Source organism: Paenibacillus sp. FSL K6-1558 (assembly GCF_038002565.1).
Lineage (GTDB): Bacteria > Bacillota > Bacilli > Paenibacillales > Paenibacillaceae > Paenibacillus > Paenibacillus polysaccharolyticus.
Window position 1 is genome coordinate 1,721,171 of sequence record NZ_JBBOCV010000001.1, and the last position, 15,723, is coordinate 1,736,893.

Genomic DNA, 15,723 nt, shown 5'->3' on the forward strand with positions numbered 1-15,723 from the left:
AAAAAAGGCTCACCTCATTCTGTTATAATCTTGCTCGCTGTCAGCCAGTATCTCCGTAATGGTTCCCTGAATTTCAACCGTATCTGGCGTACAGAGAAAAATGTTGCCGCCAATTTTAGATATACCGCCGCCTAATGCATATACCGTACCGCTTAGAAAATCAATAACACGTAAAGCCTGATCCTGACGGATTCGTTGCAGATTCACAACAACGGTACGATGCGACCGCAGATGGTCGGCAATCTCTTGTGCTTCGTCATAAGAACGAGGCTCATAAAGGACAACTTTTACATTTTTCTGGGAATGAATGCTAACCACATTATTACCCCTTTGGTTTCTACGTTTATCAAGTGCAGAGGTTTCATTTTCCTGCTGTTCAGGTTCGTGTTCTTCCTGTGCAGCAAGACGCTCCCGCTCTACAATCTCTTCCTCTTCCTGAAGTCCCAGGAAATTCATAAACTTATTCATTACGCCCATCGTGTTCCCTCCTCTTTTCCTACGAGAATTGATCCAAGCCGCACCCAGGTTGCTCCTTCTTCAATGGCCACTTCGAAATCGTTGGACATGCCCATAGACAACTCGGTAATGGGCTCAGCTGTCAATGCTTGTCCATTCAAATCATCTCTCAGCTCACGCAAACCTCGAAATACAGGACGCGTCAACTCTGGATCTTCCTCATGAGGCGCCATTGTCATCAGACCAATGACCTTAAGGTTGTTGAACGATTGAATATCCTTCAGAAAAGAACTTGCCTGTTCAGGTTGCAGACCATACTTGCTCTCTTCACCTGAAATGTTCACCTGCATAAACGCGTTCACCTTAATTCCAAGTGAAGCAGCTTTTTTATCCAGCTCTTTGGCAAGTGACAATCGATCCAGTGAATGGATGTACGCAAACTTGCCGATGACGTCTTTCACCTTGTTCGTCTGCAAATGACCAATAAAATGCCACGTGCCTTTCTGACCAAAGGCTTCCCATTTCGCCTGTGCATCCTGCCAGCGATTTTCTCCAATATGCTCAAGACCATGATCCAGCACAGCACCCGTCGTTTGCAATGAGACATATTTCGTGACCGCAATCACATTCACATCCTCAAAAGGGCGGTTACTGCGCTTACACGCATCTTCAATCTTCTGATTCACTTGTTGTATACGCTCCTCCAATGACACAGAGGGTCACCTCTCTTCCAGCCCAATCCAGCTTGCCATTCTCCCCGTTACCCCATTTTCCTTACGATAGGAAAAAAATAGTTCGGGATGACAACTTGTACACCATGTTGTACATTCGATATGATCCGGCAATATTCCTGCTTTCATCATAATGTGTCGATTACATTCTTTCAAGTTTAACATCGTTTTTCCGTTCGCAACAGGTGTATATATGCGCTTTGAAGCAGAATACTTGTATTCATCATTACCCTGAGGTTCATCCAGCCAAACCCGAACATGCCGCATAACAGCCTCATCCACTTCATAACAGCAATCCCCAATGGAGGGACCAATAGCCACACGAATGTCCTCTCTCCGGCTTCCATACTCCCGCTCCATCGTTTCCACCATAGAGACGGCAATACCCGCCACAGTCCCTTTCCATCCTGCATGAGCAAGACCTACAGCCTGATTCACCGGATCATAGAAATATAAGGGAACGCAGTCAGCATAAAACGAAGTCAGCAGTACACCAGGCACATTGGTAACCAGTCCGTCCGTATCCTGCAATGCCGATTGACGATCCAGCAGTCCTCTGCCTTTGTCTTTAGCTGTAATGACAGCCACCGCTTTACCATGCACCTGTTCTCCACAAGTCCATGCCTCCAGCGGAAAAGCAAGCTTCTCCGTCAGAAGACGGCGATTACGGAGCACTGCCTCCGCATCATCTCCAACGTGATACGCACAATTAAGGGTAGCGTACGGTTCTTGACCAACGCCGCCATGTCTGGTTGTAAATCCCGCCGTTAACCGCTCAAACAACCGTTTCCAAGGTTCAATATATAATAACAGCGGATCTTGATCACCATGATACGTTTTCTCTTCTATATCCTTCATGACATTTTTGTTCAATACAAAGGGTTCCATTCTTCATCACCTCACAACTTCCAGTTTACCAAATGCGGGTGCATTCTGTCTCATTTATATCGTTCTCCGTTGACTCCGATCCAGCCGTTCCAATCGTTCGGTACGCTCCGTGCGGCCCTGTTGCTGCTCATCATATAATCTTGCTTCTCGCTCACGCTCATCATAAGCTTGTTCTTTCACCTCATCCATTTTAACCAAAATGACATCCGAGCCGATCTTAACGATATTTCTCCAAGGTATAATCAGATCTGTCCCTCCTCCAAACAACCCCATAAAACGGCTATATCCTGGAACAACAATGGCTTCGATTCGCCCCTGTTTAAGATCCAGTTCCAGGTCACTGATCTGGCCAAGACGTTTGCCATCCGTAATATTTATGACATCCTTTGTTTGAAAATCGGAGATTTTCATACCTCGTGACGTTGCCTCATTCGTGTTCACTCTCATTCTACCCGCCCCCTGTTTACAGCTCATCTGTCCGTTCAGCATGCCTCTATACCAATATATGTTCTGTAGGCGAAAAATGTCCTGTTTTTCGCTTGTTTGTTACAACAGCCAACTCGGGCAAGATTACACTGGACTAGGGGGCTTCCCTTCCTTTTGCGCAAAAAAGACGATCAATGGAATGATTCTCCGACTGATCGCCTTTCTTGTCTAATGTCATCCTACGACTTTACATGTTTCTGCATCTGCTGTATAGCTGATTTCTCCAGACGTGAAACCTGAGCCTGAGATATCCCGATTTCATCTGCAACTTCCATCTGGGTTTTCCCTTCGAAAAAGCGCATCGACAAAATCATCTTTTCCCGTTGACCGAGACGGTGCATCGCTTCCCGCAATGCAATCTCCTCAATCCAGGACACATCCTTGTTTTTGTCATCACTGATCTGATCCATCACGTAGATCGGGTCTCCCCCATCGTGATAAATCGGCTCAAACAGCGATACCGGATCTTGAATGGCATCCAGTGCAAAAACAACATCTTCCTTCGGCACATTCAGTGCCTCCGAAATTTCAAATATCGTCGGTTCGCGTGAATTTTTATTCGTCAAGCTGTCACGAACCTGAAGCGCCTTATAGGCAATATCCCGTAGGGAACGGGATACCCGAATCGGATTATTGTCACGCAGATACCTGCGAATCTCACCGATAATCATCGGTACTGCATAGGTCGAAAATTTGACATTCTGGGATAAATCAAAATTATCAATGGCTTTCATCAGGCCGATACATCCAACCTGGAACAGATCATCGACAAACTCCCCCCGATTGTTAAAACGCTGAATGACACTGAGTACCAGACGCAGATTGCCATTCACCAATTTCTCTCTTGCTGAGCGATCATGGTGCTGCTGAAGGGAATGAAATAATTCCCGCATTTCAATATTGGTGAGAACAGGCAACTTTGCGGTGTCCACGCCACAAATCTCGACTTTGTTTCGGGTCATCGTGATTTACCTCCCAAGGAGAAACATTAATGTACATTATCTCCGGGGCAGGCTTTTTTATTCGTCGTTGGAACCCTTGCCAGTAATACCCATTCTTCTTTCCCCACTGGATCAGACCATTTTGTTGAACTCTTTTCGCAGCCTCTTAATGATTCTTTTTTCAAGTCTGGAGATATAGGATTGGGAGATTCCAAGCAGATCTGCCACATCTTTCTGCGTCTTTTCCTCACCATCCGTCAAGCCAAAACGAAGCTCCATAATCATTCGCTCGCGATCGGTCAGTTTTTCCAGCGCCTTATGCAGTAACTTTCGATCTACTTGTTCCTCAATATTTCGATAGATTGTATCGTTTTCTGTACCAAGTACATCGGATAATAAAAGCTCATTTCCATCCCAGTCAATGTTCAGTGGTTCATCAAAAGAAACTTCAGTACGAATTTTACTGTTACGCCGCAGATACATCAAAATTTCATTTTCGATACAGCGCGAAGCGTAAGTTGCGAGCTTTATCTTCTTTTCCGGATCGAATGTATTTACAGCTTTGATTAGTCCAATTGCACCTATAGATACCAGATCCTCGATGTTAATACCTGTGTTCTCGAACTTACGTGCAATGTATACCACCAAACGCAGGTTACGCTCAATTAACATGGCTCGGATCGCTGAATCCCCTGAAGATAATTTCTGTAGCAAGTACTCCTCTTCTTCCCGTGTCAATGGAGGTGGAAGTGCCTCACTTCCACCAATGTAATAGATCTCTTCACTTTTCAGCCCAAACAGGAATAACAGACGATAATATTGTAGCTGGGCAACCAATTTCCATTTCACAAGCATGTAGGTTCCTCCTATACCACATTCAGCGGCTTTTCTGTGGGTTCTGCGGATTGAGCCTTAGACTGCGCAGAAGCAGCTTCTTGCACCAGTTCAGGATGAATCACGGCCTGATATTTCCCATCCGAGGACAAAACGCCCCCATCCAGTCCAATCAGAACTTTTGTCGTCACATAATCTGTTCCGTCCATTGTCACCTTAACCCGATCGGGCTTGACCGCCATCATAAATGCTGTTCCTTTATTAATCCCCCGATAAGGAACCAATCGCAGACGATCCTGCCAGCGAAAATGTTTCTGATCTAGTTCCATGATGAGATTTTCCGGTGATTCGTGTTTCAGTCTACTGTTCCATGAATCAGGCAGCATCGTTTGCCACAATGAAACCTCCATAACCATCACCGGCATCCGTGATAAAGGGTCTGTGAGCTGATTCCCTGTATCCAAAAGGCCTGTACAAGACACAACAACCTCATCGATGCAAACCTCGACTTGACCAAGGTAAGTGGTCATGCGATCTGATTTACGTTTGGCTCCTTGCACAATTTTGAATAAAATGAGCACCGCGAAGAATACAATGAAAGTGAACCAGAATGCAATCTTCAGATCAAACGACATACCCCCAGATGCTGTGAACCAGATGCCATTGAACAGTTCTCCTGAATTCTGAAGCATATAATGCACACCCAGGATGCCTCCAGCCGCAACAAAATTAATAACGTAAAATGTACCCAGCGTCCTCAGAAAAGCTTGCAGTCCCTTATATCCAAACGCGATACTCAACATCACAAGAGAAAAACCAAACTTGATCAAAAACGTGAACAGGAAATCAAACTGTGGTACAAACATCATCACGACGTATAACGCCCCAACGATAGCCGATAGCAGCCATCTCCACCAGACCAGCTTCGTTTGGCGCATCCAGGCCGTCAGTCCAATGAGCGCTCCATCCATGCATAGATTTGTTAGAAAGATCAGATCGACATACACAACCACGCTCTTCACCTGCCTGCTTCCAACCTATCGAAACGAAAGGTTACAACGAATCTCACATGCTTTTAGATTGAATCGCCCTGAACGCTTCAGATTGAATCAACCTAAATGCTTCGGATTGAATAAACCTAAATGCTTCATCGTCTCGATATTCATGAGCATATTCCCAAGTATACGTAGCCTCCTGTTCAAAGTCTGTCTAAATGTGGGAGCTTGTCTTCAACTATTTTTGTCGGAATGACGCAGCCGAGTTGTTCAGAATTTGTTCATTCCAGTATGTTAAACTATATAAAAAAACAGCAAAAAACCCGGCAACTGCAAAAGCAGCACCGGGTTTTCCAAGTATAATACTACCTGATTATTCGTTGTTATTGTTGCGGGAACGATTACGTAAAAATGTCGGAATGTCCAACTGATCATTGCTTGGCTGATTTCCGAATGGACGAAGATTCGGTGAACGTGTCTCTGCCGGCTCTGATGCTGTAGCAGGTTTACGTACTGGCGGAGCAGAAGGTTTATCCTCAAATCCAGTGGCGATGACCGTAACCTTGATCTCCTCTTTCAGATCTTCGTCAATAATCGCACCAAAGATCATATTCACTTCCGGATCGGAAGCCGACGTTACGATCTCTGCCGCTTCGTTCACTTCATACAGGGACAGATTCACGCCACCTGTGATGTTCATGATTACGCCGCGTGCGCCTTCAATGGAAGTTTCAAGCAAAGGACTCATGATGGCTTTGCGTGCCGCTTCGGCTGCACGGTTCTCTCCAGTCGCTTCACCGATCCCCATAAGCGCAGATCCACGCTCGTGCATGATCGTTTTGACATCTGCAAAGTCAAGGTTGATCAAACCAGGTACTGCGATCAGATCGGAGATACCCTGTACCGCTTGACGCAATACGTTATCTGCTTGGCGGAATGCTTCCAGCATCGGCGTCTTTTTATCTACGATCTCAAGCAAACGGTCATTCGGGATGACGATCAGTGTATCCACTTTTTCCTTAAGTGCTTCAATGCCTTGTTCTGCATGGCTTGAACGCTTGCGGCCTTCAAAAGTGAAGGGACGTGTCACCACACCTACAGTAAGGGCGCCACACTCTTTGGCAATTTCAGCGATCACAGGAGCTGCACCTGTACCTGTACCACCGCCCATACCGGCTGTAACAAAGACCATGTCTGCACCTTTCAACGTGTTCATGATCAGGTCGCGGGACTCTTCCGCTGCTTTTTTACCTACATCCGGATTGGCACCTGCACCAAGACCACGAGTTAATTTATCACCGATTTGCAATTTATGCTCGGATTTTGCCAGGTGCAATGCCTGAGCATCCGTGTTCACCGTAATAAATTCAACACCTTGTACACCATTTTCAATCATTCGGTTTACAGCGTTGCTTCCGCCGCCTCCTACCCCGATGACTTTAATCTGAGCCAAGCTCTCCATCTCAAAATCAAATTCCAACATATTATTCCATCTCCCCCTCAATGTGCATGGATGGCCCGTCCAATTTTTGATTTGAACCGAATCAATTTCATATATCGACGAACGAAAGCGTTTATTTTAGTACCAGCGCATTCAGACGGCTTCAAGAATGTATGAAATGGATCCAACCTGTTATATAAATTCACTGAACATATTCTTCAGTCGTTCGAACAGACCGGGTTTTTGCTCCGATTCCTGTGCCGTATTTGGCTTCGGACGGTTCGTCGGTTTCTTGCTGTTAGTGTTGTTGTTACCGCCATTGCTGCTCGAGGGCCTGATACGCAAACTGCGAATAACATTGTGTAAAATACCAACGCCGCTTGTATATCCAGGGTCACGCACACCAATGTAATCCGGAACGGCGACACGCACCGAAGCAGCAAGTTCATGCTGTGCCACTTGCAGAACACCAGGCATGGAGACCGTACCTCCCGTTAGTATATAACCGCCAGGAAGCTCGTTGTAACCAAGGCGTTTGACCTCTGTGCCGATCATCTGGAATATCTCCTGAACCCTAGGCTCAATAATAGCCGCCAGATCTTCCTGGGAAAACTCCTTGTCCACGTTGCTACCGATGCGCGTCACTTTGAACATCACATCTGCGGCAGCATCATCAAGCCAGGCACAACCATATTTCAGCTTAACTTTCTCCGCTTGATCGGTCAAAGTACGCAAACCATAAGCAATATCATTGGTTACAAATTCCCCGCCGATTGGCAGTGTTGAAGTCGCAACCAGGCTATCCTCTTCAAAGATAGCAATGGTTGTTGCTCCTGCTCCGATATCCACGAGCACAGAGCCCATCGTTTTCTCATCCTTGGACAGGGCCAGTTGACCTGCTCCGAGTGACATGAGGACCAGGTCGCTCACTTTTAATCCCGCTTTTTCCACGCAGCGCAACAGATTATGTATCGCGGTTTTAGCACCCGTAATGATGGTTGCTTCAACTTCCAGGCGAACACCAATCATACCACGCGGGTCTTGTATGCCTTCCAAGCCGTCTACAACATATTGCTTGGCGACAACATCAATAATTTCCCGTTCGGGCGGAACCGCAATGACTTCGGCTGCTTTCAACACCCGCTCCATGTCTTCTTCTCCGATCTCACGATCTTCGTTCGATACTGCCACCACACCGTGACTGCTCATCAGTCCGATGTGATTGCCTGAGATTCCAACATATACTTCGGATATTTGAATACCTACCATACGTTCTGCATGATCGACTGCATTGCGAATCGACTGCACCGTCTGATCGATATCTACGATTACACCTTTGCGAATTCCTTCCGAGTCGGCAGATCCAACTCCAATAATATTAAAGGTTCCATTATTAATTTCCCCAATAATAGCGCGAATTTTGGATGTACCGATGTCCAAACTAACAATGATGTCATTGTTGCTCAAGTCTGTGGCACCTCCTGACTCCAATAGTAAAATACGTTCGGGTTTAAACACACATTAAAACATATTCAACACAGCTTAGGCTTTCCCTCTTTTTTCTACAATTTTTTTGGGTGCCAAGTTCTGGATGTGAAACATAAAACTTTGAAGAAAAAAGAAGGAGGCAACTCATGTGCCGTAAGTTTAAGTGTACCATTTTTTCTTCATCTCAGAAAGAACAAGTTTCACACATCAACCGGTGCTAAAGCCCGATCCTGTCTACACTTTTACGCAATAAACCGCCAATCAGCAACATGCATCATTGCCCTGCTCCCGGCTCAGCGTCATCCTCAGGATTATCCGGTACAAACGGGACATACGTATCCGCCTCAAGCATCGTAATTTTACCAGGTCGTTCGGTCTCGATCACCTGATTCAAATACTCCACTTTATCCGTTAACAGCGATATCGTTGTAATCACTTCAAACTGTGATTTGGTGTACATGCGAATCTGATCCGGAAAAGAGGGTGTCGGATTCGGAATAATTTCGGATATGTCCGTTGTCAGTTCATTTGGAATTTGAGCCAGCGCCTCACTCAGCTTTGCCTTGAGCGGATCATTCGGTTTCCATTGTGTCAGAATCGGCTTCTCTACAGCAACACCGATCGTTGGCGGAACATTCAGGCTTGTCCCATTAGACAATATGGCTTTAAGCGCCCCGGTTGTGTCCAGTTCGTAAGCGACTGTAGGAAACTCCTGAACCTTGATATGAATCGTACCCGGAAATTGCTTGTCCACAGTAACTGTTGAGACAGCTTTAATCGTTTTAAGACGTTCTATGATTTCAGTAGCACTTGTTCCAAAAAACTGATCGCCTTCCCTCAAACCACTCTTTTCAAGTAAATCCGCAGTGGCCGTGTATACATTACCCGTAATTTCGATCGCTGATATGCGACTTACCGAAGAACGAAAGAATAATACAGCCAGCAATGCAATAAATAATAATAATAGGATAATTACAATCTTACGGCTTGTGTTTCCTTTTGGGCGATTCTCCTTGAGAACCGGAATTTGACTTTTAGGCATAATAACGCTCCACAAAGCCTCAGGCCCCCTCCTCTTCCAAGAAGGGGACGCCAAGGACGTTAATTGGCAAAATCCAACTGTTTCGAAACAGTCGACTGTCTCTCCACTGAGGCTCCAAGACTCTGGAATAACTTTTCGATCTGATCATATCCCCTGTCAATGTGATGTACTTGCTCCACAATGGTTTTACCTTGAGCCGCCAGACCTGCAATAACTAAAGCTGCACCCGCACGAAGATCTGTCGCCTCTACAGTAGCCCCATATAGTCTTGGAACTCCACGGATAAAAGCTGCATTCAGGTCAACCGAAATATCCGCTCCCATGACATTCAGTTCATCCACATGTTTAAATCTTCCTTCGAACACGGTTTCCTTCATCACGCTGAATCCATCTGCCAAACTGAGTAGCACCATGATCTGTGATTGAAGATCTGTTGGAAACGATGGATACGGGGAAGTCACAATACGATCCACTGATTTTGGGCGGGTCATACAACTCACAGTCATTATATCATTGCATACTGTGATTTGAACACCAGTGCGCTTTAACACATGTATAAGCGAAGTAAGATGTGCAGGATTGCAGTGTGTAAGCGTAACATTGCCTCGGGTTGCAGCAGCAGCAATCATAACGGTTCCAGCGACAATCCGGTCAGGTATGATTTCATAGGTGCAAGGTTGCAACTTCTCAACACCATTTATCGTGATTGTATCCGTGCCGGCACCCATAATTCGTGCCCCCATCGCATTCAGAAAATGCTGCAAATCCTGAATTTCAGGCTCTCTCGCTGCGTTGAAAATTGTCGTTGTGCCTTCTGCAAGCACAGCAGCCATCATGATGTTTTCAGTGGCTCCAACACTCGGAAAATCAAGATGAATATCCGCACCTGACAGATTAGCTCCATGACAGATAATTTGCTGATCTTGCTCTTCAATCTGTGCTCCGAGTGCTTCCAGCCCCCGGAGGTGAAGATCAATTTTACGTTCTCCGATCGCACAGCCACCCGGCTGATATACAGATACTCTCCCAAACCTCGCAAGCAATGGCCCCATCAGAAAAATGGAAGACCGCATTTGCTTCATAAGATCCTCTGGCACATCATGTGACCGGACAAGCGACGTATTGATCGTCACTGTTCCCTGCTCATGCCGACATGTGCATCCAAGTCGTTCCAGGATATACAGCATTACTTCGATGTCCAGCAAGTGTGGAACGTTGTGCAGCGTAATTTCTCCGTCTGCGAGCAAACTTGCGGCCATAATCGGTAAAGCGGCATTTTTTGCTCCATGGATGCGTATGGATCCTGATAGGGGTCTCCCACCTTCAATCACCAATTTGTCCAATGTATCACCTCCGGGGTTTACGCTCACCCACTGCGATAACATACGGTACCCGGTGGATACCGCCATGAGATGATATAGTGCTCTGAATAGACTGTATAAGGGTGATGACGTCCTCTGCTGTCGCTTGGCCTGATTGAACAATAAAATGGATATCCATTGTTCCCAGTCAATCTCAGCGAATTGAATTATCCGTGACACATCCGATCCATGAGGCTCCGCAATCCATCCCTCGGTTCGACCAGTCATTTCCAGCAATACCATGTCGGGAATTCACGGTCTTCACCCTAGTTGCACCTCTGCCGATATGATGCTGTACTGCGGTATCATGGAACGATTGTCACGATTTATACCGTATCTTATGTGAGTCCCGTCTGGTGTGTGACAATCGCCCATGAATGCGTCCAAACACCTATTATCGTTTTGCAACAAGACGCTTAATTTCGTTTACAAGCACTTTGGCCGCATCTGGTTTCCCTAATTTTCGAGAAGCCTCTGCCATCTGCTTACGTCCTGATTCGTCATTCATAATGCCTGCAATTGCTTCATACAGGCCTTTGCCTGTAAGCTCTCTCTCCAGCATTGTGAGTGAGGCTCCTCCTTTTTCAAGGGTACGCGCGTTAGCCTCCTGATGATTGTTGGTTACGTTTGGTGATGGAATCAGAATCGACGGAATACCAAGAGATGTAATCTCCGCAAGGAACGAGGCTCCTGCACGGTTCACAATCAAAGAGGTACAAGCGAGTACTTCGGGCATGTTATGTACATAAGGAAGTACATGCAGATGATTAGGCATCGTTCCCAAAGAACTACGGATCGCTTCACGGGTTTCATCAAAATAGGTCTCGCCTGTAACGTAAACAACATGTACATCATCCAGCTGTTCCAGCATCGGTGCCATTTCAATCATCGCCTGATTAATCGCTTTAGCCCCCCGGCTACCCCCAACGACTAGCACAACACGGCTGTCCATCGGAACACCTAATGTGGCGAATCCACGATCCCGACTGGCCTGGGCTACTGTTGTTGCCCGCGGGTTCCCAGTATAGATAACCTTTTTTGCACCAGAGAATGATTTTTCAGAACCTTCAAAACTGACAGCAACTGTATCTACATAACGCATGAGAAACTTGTTCGTCAGACCTGGAATCGCATTCTGTTCATGAATCACGCTTGGAATTCCCAGCTTTGCCGCCGCATATACAACGGGACCACAGACATATCCGCCCGTACCGATGACAACGTCCGGCTTGAATTCCTTCAGCATTTTTTTAGATCTCCTTACCCCTTGAACGAATCGCATGATCGTTTTCACATTTTCAAAGGATAACTTACGCCGAAAACCGGTGATGTCAATCGATTTAAAAGGTATATCTTCCTGAGGAACCAGCTTACTTTCAAGTCCTCGTGTACCGCCAATGTATAAAAACGTCGAGTCGGCATTTTCCGCCTCACATTGTCTTGCTATGGCTACGGCCGGATAGATATGCCCACCCGTGCCGCCACCACTAAGAACGACTCGCATCGTATAAGTCACCTCGCATAACGGGATAAATTCAATAATATGCCCAGTGCGGTGAGCATGAGTGTCAGTGATGAACCTCCATAACTGATCAGCGGCAGTGTAATTCCTGTGACAGGCATAAGTCCAATCACCACGCCGATATTAATAATGACCTGCACAGCAACCATACCGATAATCCCCACAGCTAGCAGGCTGCCAAAGGAATCTGGAACCGTCATCGCTACACGCATTCCTCTCCACACCAGCACCAGAAACAATAATAATACAATCATTCCACCAATGAAACCGAGTTCTTCCGCCAAAATACTAAATATAAAGTCCGTCTGCGGTTCAGGCACGTAACTGTACTTCTGTCTACTCATCCCCAGCCCGAGACCAGCCAGTCCACCTGGACCAATCGCATAGAGCGATTGAATGATCTGATAACCTGCACCAAGCGGATCTGACCATGGATCCAGAAAAGCTGTAATTCGTTGCAACCGATAAGGTGCCGCTGCAACAAGTGCCGCGAATCCTGCAACTCCACCCAGAGCAAGCAGAGCGAGATGTTTCATTCGTGCTCCGGTTGTGAAAATGATAAGCATGGATGCCCCCATCATCACGGTGCCTGTACCTAAATCGGGCTGTAACATAATTATGCCAAAAGCAAGCCCCATTAGCCCAAGCGGAGGCAACAGCCCCGTTGTAAAAGTTTTAATTTTACCAGGATCTTTGCTCAGCCAATGAGCCAAAAACAAGATCATGCCCAGTTTCATGAATTCGGAGGGCTGGATACCGAAAGAGCCAATCCCCAGCCAGCTACGTGCACCGCCGCGAACGACTCCGATTCCCGGAATTAATACGGCAATGAGCATAATAAAACAGATAATTAAAATCGGCTTGGCATACTTTCTCCATACCCTATAATCCACATTCGCTGTCACAAACATGGCTACCAGCCCAAGCACGGCGAATAAAATCTGCCTTTTCACAAAATAAAATGAGTCGCCATAGTTTCGGAACGCAAGTACTGAACCTGCGCTGTACACCATAATGATGCCGATGGCAAGCAGAGCCAAAATACAAATCAGGAGCCAAATATCCGGCGCCGGTCGCGTCTGTTTCATCAGGAGGCCACCCCTTGCATGGAAGTAGGGGCTTTTCCACCCCCCTACTTACAAGTTATGCGCCGCCTCTTTAAAAATGCGTCCCCGTTCTTCATAGGAGGCAAACATGTCCCAGCTTGCACACGCAGGGGATAACAAAACAACATCCCCTGGTTCGGCAAGACTTGCTGCTTCCTGAACAGCAACCGTCAACGTACGGGCAGCGTCCTCCTCATTATCGACGACCTTAATATGCTTTAGTCCCGCCAGTTCTGCGACTTTAGCAATTTTAGCACGGTTTTCACCAAGAACCACCAACGCTTTGACACGTTCCTCCAATACCGGCAACAGCTCCATCATATCTGAACCGCGATCTAGTCCGCCTGCAATCAATACAACAGGTTCCTTAAAGGAATTCAGTGCCATGACCGTTGCTTTTGAATTGGTAGCTTTTGAGTTGTTGTAATAAACTGAGCCATTATGCTTGAGCACATACTCCAGTCGATGTTCAACACCTCTGAAATCAGCTAGCGGATCAGCCAGCTGTGACGGGTCAGCACCCGCTGCGATTGCAATAGCTACTGCAGCAAGCGCATTGCCTACATTAAAACGTCCAGGTATGCCAATGTCCTGCACATCGATAATCACTGCTCGATTGCCTGCACCATCCGCATAGATCACCTGACGTTTCACATCATCCTCTTCTCCGTCGACATAAGGCGGATCTGCATACACGCCTGTTTCCAGGTTTTCCGTTAGTGAGAAAGGAATCACCCTCGCCTTGATGTAAGGAATGAGTTCACGACATACCGCATCATCCCAATTGAGAACAGCGACGTCATCTGGTTTCTGATTGGCAAACAGCTTTGCTTTGGAAGCCACGTAATCTTCCATACCGCCATGATAATCCAGATGGGTCTCTGCCACGTTAAGAAGCGCAGCAATACGCGGACGAAACTCTACCGTGCCTTTGAGCTGGAAGCTACTTAGTTCGACGACCATCCAGTTATCAGCGGTAGCCTGCTCTGCAGCTTCACAGAGAGGGGTTCCAATGTTACCAGCAACAATGGGATTCAAGCCCGCTTGTTCCAGCATATTTCCTACCCAAGTTGTGGTCGTTGTTTTTCCGTTAGAACCGGTGATACCGATCATAGGTGCCCCGCAAAGGTGATATGCAACCTCCACCTCGGTTACCACCTCAATACCTAATTCAAGAGCTTGCTGCACAGGAGCAGCCTGATAAGGAATGCCGGGGTTTTTGACGACCAGCTTCACATCACTATGAATGAGATCATCCGGATGGCCCCCGCATACAACAGAAATTCCCAAAGCCTCCAATTCGGAAGCTTCGGGACACTGTTCCCTGTCTTTTTTATCATTTACGATAACGTTAGCCCCGGCACGATACAGCACCTTGGCAACTTGTACGCCGCTCTTCGCAAGCCCAAGCACGACGACTTGTTGTCCGCGATATGTTTCTGGATGATTCATAATTTACAACCCCTTGTTGAGATAAAGTCCAAGAGCGGCCAAAATAGCACCTACCGCCCAAAAGGTAATGACAACCCGCCATTCTGACCAGCCACTAAGCTCGAAGTGATGGTGGATCGGGCTCATTTTAAATACACGTTTACCGCGGGTTTTGAAGGATACAACTTGGATCACAACGGAAAGGACCTCAATTACGAAAATACCGCCGATAACCAGAAACAGAAGTTCTGTCTTCGTAACGATTGCAATCGCGCCGATTGCACCGCCGATTCCGAGCGAACCCGTATCGCCCATAAACACCTTGGCCGGATGTGCATTGTAAACCAGGAATCCGAGAACAGCCCCAATCATGGCAGCTGCGCACACCGCCGCCGGCATCGACGTTGCCTGCATGGCCACAATAGCAAACGCGCCAAAAGCAATCGCACTGACACCGGAGAGAAGACCATCCAGGCCATCCGTAAAATTAACCGCATTGGTAATGGCCAGCATCATAAAGACAACAAACGGATAATAAAACCATCCTGTCCAGTCAAACGAAACCGAAGTTCCCGGGATAGAAATCGCGGTGCTGTGTCCATTTTGAATAAGTAAATAACACATGAGGGCACTGAAGAACAGCTGCCCCAGCATTTTTTGTCTGGCTGTCAATCCAAGCGAACGCTTGAATACAATTTTGATATAGTCATCCAAAAAACCAATGAGACCAAATCCAAGCGTAGCGACAAGCAACACATAAAAGTCTGTGTTTTTGACCGCTGAGAATTTAAGAAACGCCAGCGTGAACGCAAGTAAAATAACAACTCCGCCCATCGTTGGTGTTCCGCTTTTTTTCAAATGGCTCTGAGGCCCGTCTTCCCTGACCTGCTGTCCGAACTTCATCCGCCGCAGAAGCGGAATAAGTAGCGGCGCGGCAATCACCGCCAAAATAAATGAAACGCCGATTGTTAACAGTAATACCTGAAAATCCATGGGTTCAC

At 46.7% G+C, this 15,723-nt stretch carries 15 protein-coding genes; all 15 read right to left on the reverse strand.

Annotated elements, in window-relative coordinates; translation table 11 throughout:
• Window positions 1-9: 9 nt before the first annotated feature.
• Complete coding sequence (locus tag MHI38_RS07405) at window positions 10-477, reverse strand: cell division protein SepF (RefSeq protein WP_090923746.1); 468 nt, start codon at window positions 475-477, stop codon at window positions 10-12.
• Window positions 468-1,169, reverse strand: coding sequence for a YggS family pyridoxal phosphate-dependent enzyme (locus MHI38_RS07410; RefSeq protein ID WP_090923747.1), 702 nt, complete (start codon window positions 1,167-1,169; stop codon window positions 468-470). The genes MHI38_RS07405 and MHI38_RS07410 overlap by 10 nt, the downstream gene beginning before the upstream one ends.
• A 6-nt stretch (window positions 1,170-1,175) precedes the next feature.
• Window positions 1,176-2,075 (reverse strand): peptidoglycan editing factor PgeF, encoded by a 900-nt coding sequence (pgeF, locus tag MHI38_RS07415; RefSeq protein WP_154888125.1) that lies wholly within the window; start codon window positions 2,073-2,075, stop codon window positions 1,176-1,178.
• 54 nt (window positions 2,076-2,129) lie between these two features.
• The gene (locus tag MHI38_RS07420) at window positions 2,130-2,522 is read right to left on the reverse strand and encodes a YlmC/YmxH family sporulation protein (RefSeq protein ID WP_244159411.1); all 393 of its coding nucleotides are present in this window, start codon (window positions 2,520-2,522) and stop codon (window positions 2,130-2,132) included.
• Between the two features lie 218 nt (window positions 2,523-2,740).
• Window positions 2,741-3,523 carry an RNA polymerase sporulation sigma factor SigG gene (sigG, locus tag MHI38_RS07425; protein WP_110898501.1) on the reverse strand — a complete coding sequence of 261 codons (783 nt, stop codon included), beginning with the start codon at window positions 3,521-3,523 and terminating at the stop codon, window positions 2,741-2,743.
• Window positions 3,524-3,634: 111 nt separating this feature from the next.
• Window positions 3,635-4,357: an RNA polymerase sporulation sigma factor SigE gene (sigE, locus tag MHI38_RS07430; protein WP_090923750.1), complete on the reverse strand. Its 723-nt coding sequence runs from the start codon at window positions 4,355-4,357 to the stop codon at window positions 3,635-3,637.
• An 11-nt stretch (window positions 4,358-4,368) separates the two neighbouring features.
• Complete coding sequence (spoIIGA, locus tag MHI38_RS07435; RefSeq protein WP_154888637.1) at window positions 4,369-5,349, reverse strand: sigma-E processing peptidase SpoIIGA; 981 nt, start codon at window positions 5,347-5,349, stop codon at window positions 4,369-4,371.
• Window positions 5,350-5,704: 355 nt separating this feature from the next.
• Complete coding sequence (gene ftsZ / locus MHI38_RS07440) at window positions 5,705-6,814, reverse strand: cell division protein FtsZ (protein ID WP_090923751.1); 1,110 nt, start codon at window positions 6,812-6,814, stop codon at window positions 5,705-5,707.
• 150 nt (window positions 6,815-6,964) lie between these two features.
• The gene (gene ftsA, locus MHI38_RS07445) at window positions 6,965-8,239 is read right to left on the reverse strand and encodes a cell division protein FtsA (RefSeq protein ID WP_090923752.1); all 1,275 of its coding nucleotides are present in this window, start codon (window positions 8,237-8,239) and stop codon (window positions 6,965-6,967) included.
• 295 nt (window positions 8,240-8,534) lie between these two features.
• The gene (locus MHI38_RS07450) at window positions 8,535-9,302 is read right to left on the reverse strand and encodes a cell division protein FtsQ/DivIB (RefSeq protein WP_090923799.1); all 768 of its coding nucleotides are present in this window, start codon (window positions 9,300-9,302) and stop codon (window positions 8,535-8,537) included.
• A 59-nt stretch (window positions 9,303-9,361) separates the two neighbouring features.
• The gene (gene murA / locus MHI38_RS07455; protein WP_253499982.1) at window positions 9,362-10,687 is read right to left on the reverse strand and encodes a UDP-N-acetylglucosamine 1-carboxyvinyltransferase; all 1,326 of its coding nucleotides are present in this window, start codon (window positions 10,685-10,687) and stop codon (window positions 9,362-9,364) included.
• A 370-nt stretch (window positions 10,688-11,057) separates the two neighbouring features.
• Window positions 11,058-12,167 (reverse strand): undecaprenyldiphospho-muramoylpentapeptide beta-N-acetylglucosaminyltransferase, encoded by a 1,110-nt coding sequence (murG, locus tag MHI38_RS07460; RefSeq protein WP_154888107.1) that lies wholly within the window; start codon window positions 12,165-12,167, stop codon window positions 11,058-11,060.
• 8 nt (window positions 12,168-12,175) lie between these two features.
• The gene (gene spoVE, locus MHI38_RS07465) at window positions 12,176-13,273 is read right to left on the reverse strand and encodes a stage V sporulation protein E (protein WP_154888105.1); all 1,098 of its coding nucleotides are present in this window, start codon (window positions 13,271-13,273) and stop codon (window positions 12,176-12,178) included.
• A gap of 48 nt (window positions 13,274-13,321) precedes the next feature.
• Window positions 13,322-14,743 (reverse strand): UDP-N-acetylmuramoyl-L-alanine--D-glutamate ligase, encoded by a 1,422-nt coding sequence (gene murD / locus MHI38_RS07470; RefSeq protein WP_154888103.1) that lies wholly within the window; start codon window positions 14,741-14,743, stop codon window positions 13,322-13,324.
• 3 nt (window positions 14,744-14,746) lie between these two features.
• Complete coding sequence (mraY, locus tag MHI38_RS07475) at window positions 14,747-15,715, reverse strand: phospho-N-acetylmuramoyl-pentapeptide-transferase (protein WP_090923756.1); 969 nt, start codon at window positions 15,713-15,715, stop codon at window positions 14,747-14,749.
• Window positions 15,716-15,723: the final 8 nt, after the last annotated feature.

Coding starts and splice junctions, on each gene's coding strand:
- ftsZ (WP_090923751.1), bottom strand. CDS start 6,814: ATGTTGGAATTTGATTTTGAGATGGAGAGCTTGGCTCAGATTAAAGTC.
- MHI38_RS07420 (WP_244159411.1), bottom strand. CDS start 2,522: ATGAGAGTGAACACGAATGAGGCAACGTCACGAGGTATGAAAATCTCC.
- pgeF (WP_154888125.1), bottom strand. CDS start 2,075: ATGGAACCCTTTGTATTGAACAAAAATGTCATGAAGGATATAGAAGAG.
- sigE (WP_090923750.1), bottom strand. CDS start 4,357: ATGCTTGTGAAATGGAAATTGGTTGCCCAGCTACAATATTATCGTCTG.
- murA (WP_253499982.1), bottom strand. CDS start 10,687: ATGTTATCGCAGTGGGTGAGCGTAAACCCCGGAGGTGATACATTGGAC.
- sigG (WP_110898501.1), bottom strand. CDS start 3,523: ATGACCCGAAACAAAGTCGAGATTTGTGGCGTGGACACCGCAAAGTTG.
- spoVE (WP_154888105.1), bottom strand. CDS start 13,273: ATGAAACAGACGCGACCGGCGCCGGATATTTGGCTCCTGATTTGTATT.
- murD (WP_154888103.1), bottom strand. CDS start 14,743: ATGAATCATCCAGAAACATATCGCGGACAACAAGTCGTCGTGCTTGGG.
- murG (WP_154888107.1), bottom strand. CDS start 12,167: ATGCGAGTCGTTCTTAGTGGTGGCGGCACGGGTGGGCATATCTATCCG.
- mraY (WP_090923756.1), bottom strand. CDS start 15,715: ATGGATTTTCAGGTATTACTGTTAACAATCGGCGTTTCATTTATTTTG.
- MHI38_RS07450 (WP_090923799.1), bottom strand. CDS start 9,302: ATGCCTAAAAGTCAAATTCCGGTTCTCAAGGAGAATCGCCCAAAAGGA.
- MHI38_RS07405 (WP_090923746.1), bottom strand. CDS start 477: ATGGGCGTAATGAATAAGTTTATGAATTTCCTGGGACTTCAGGAAGAG.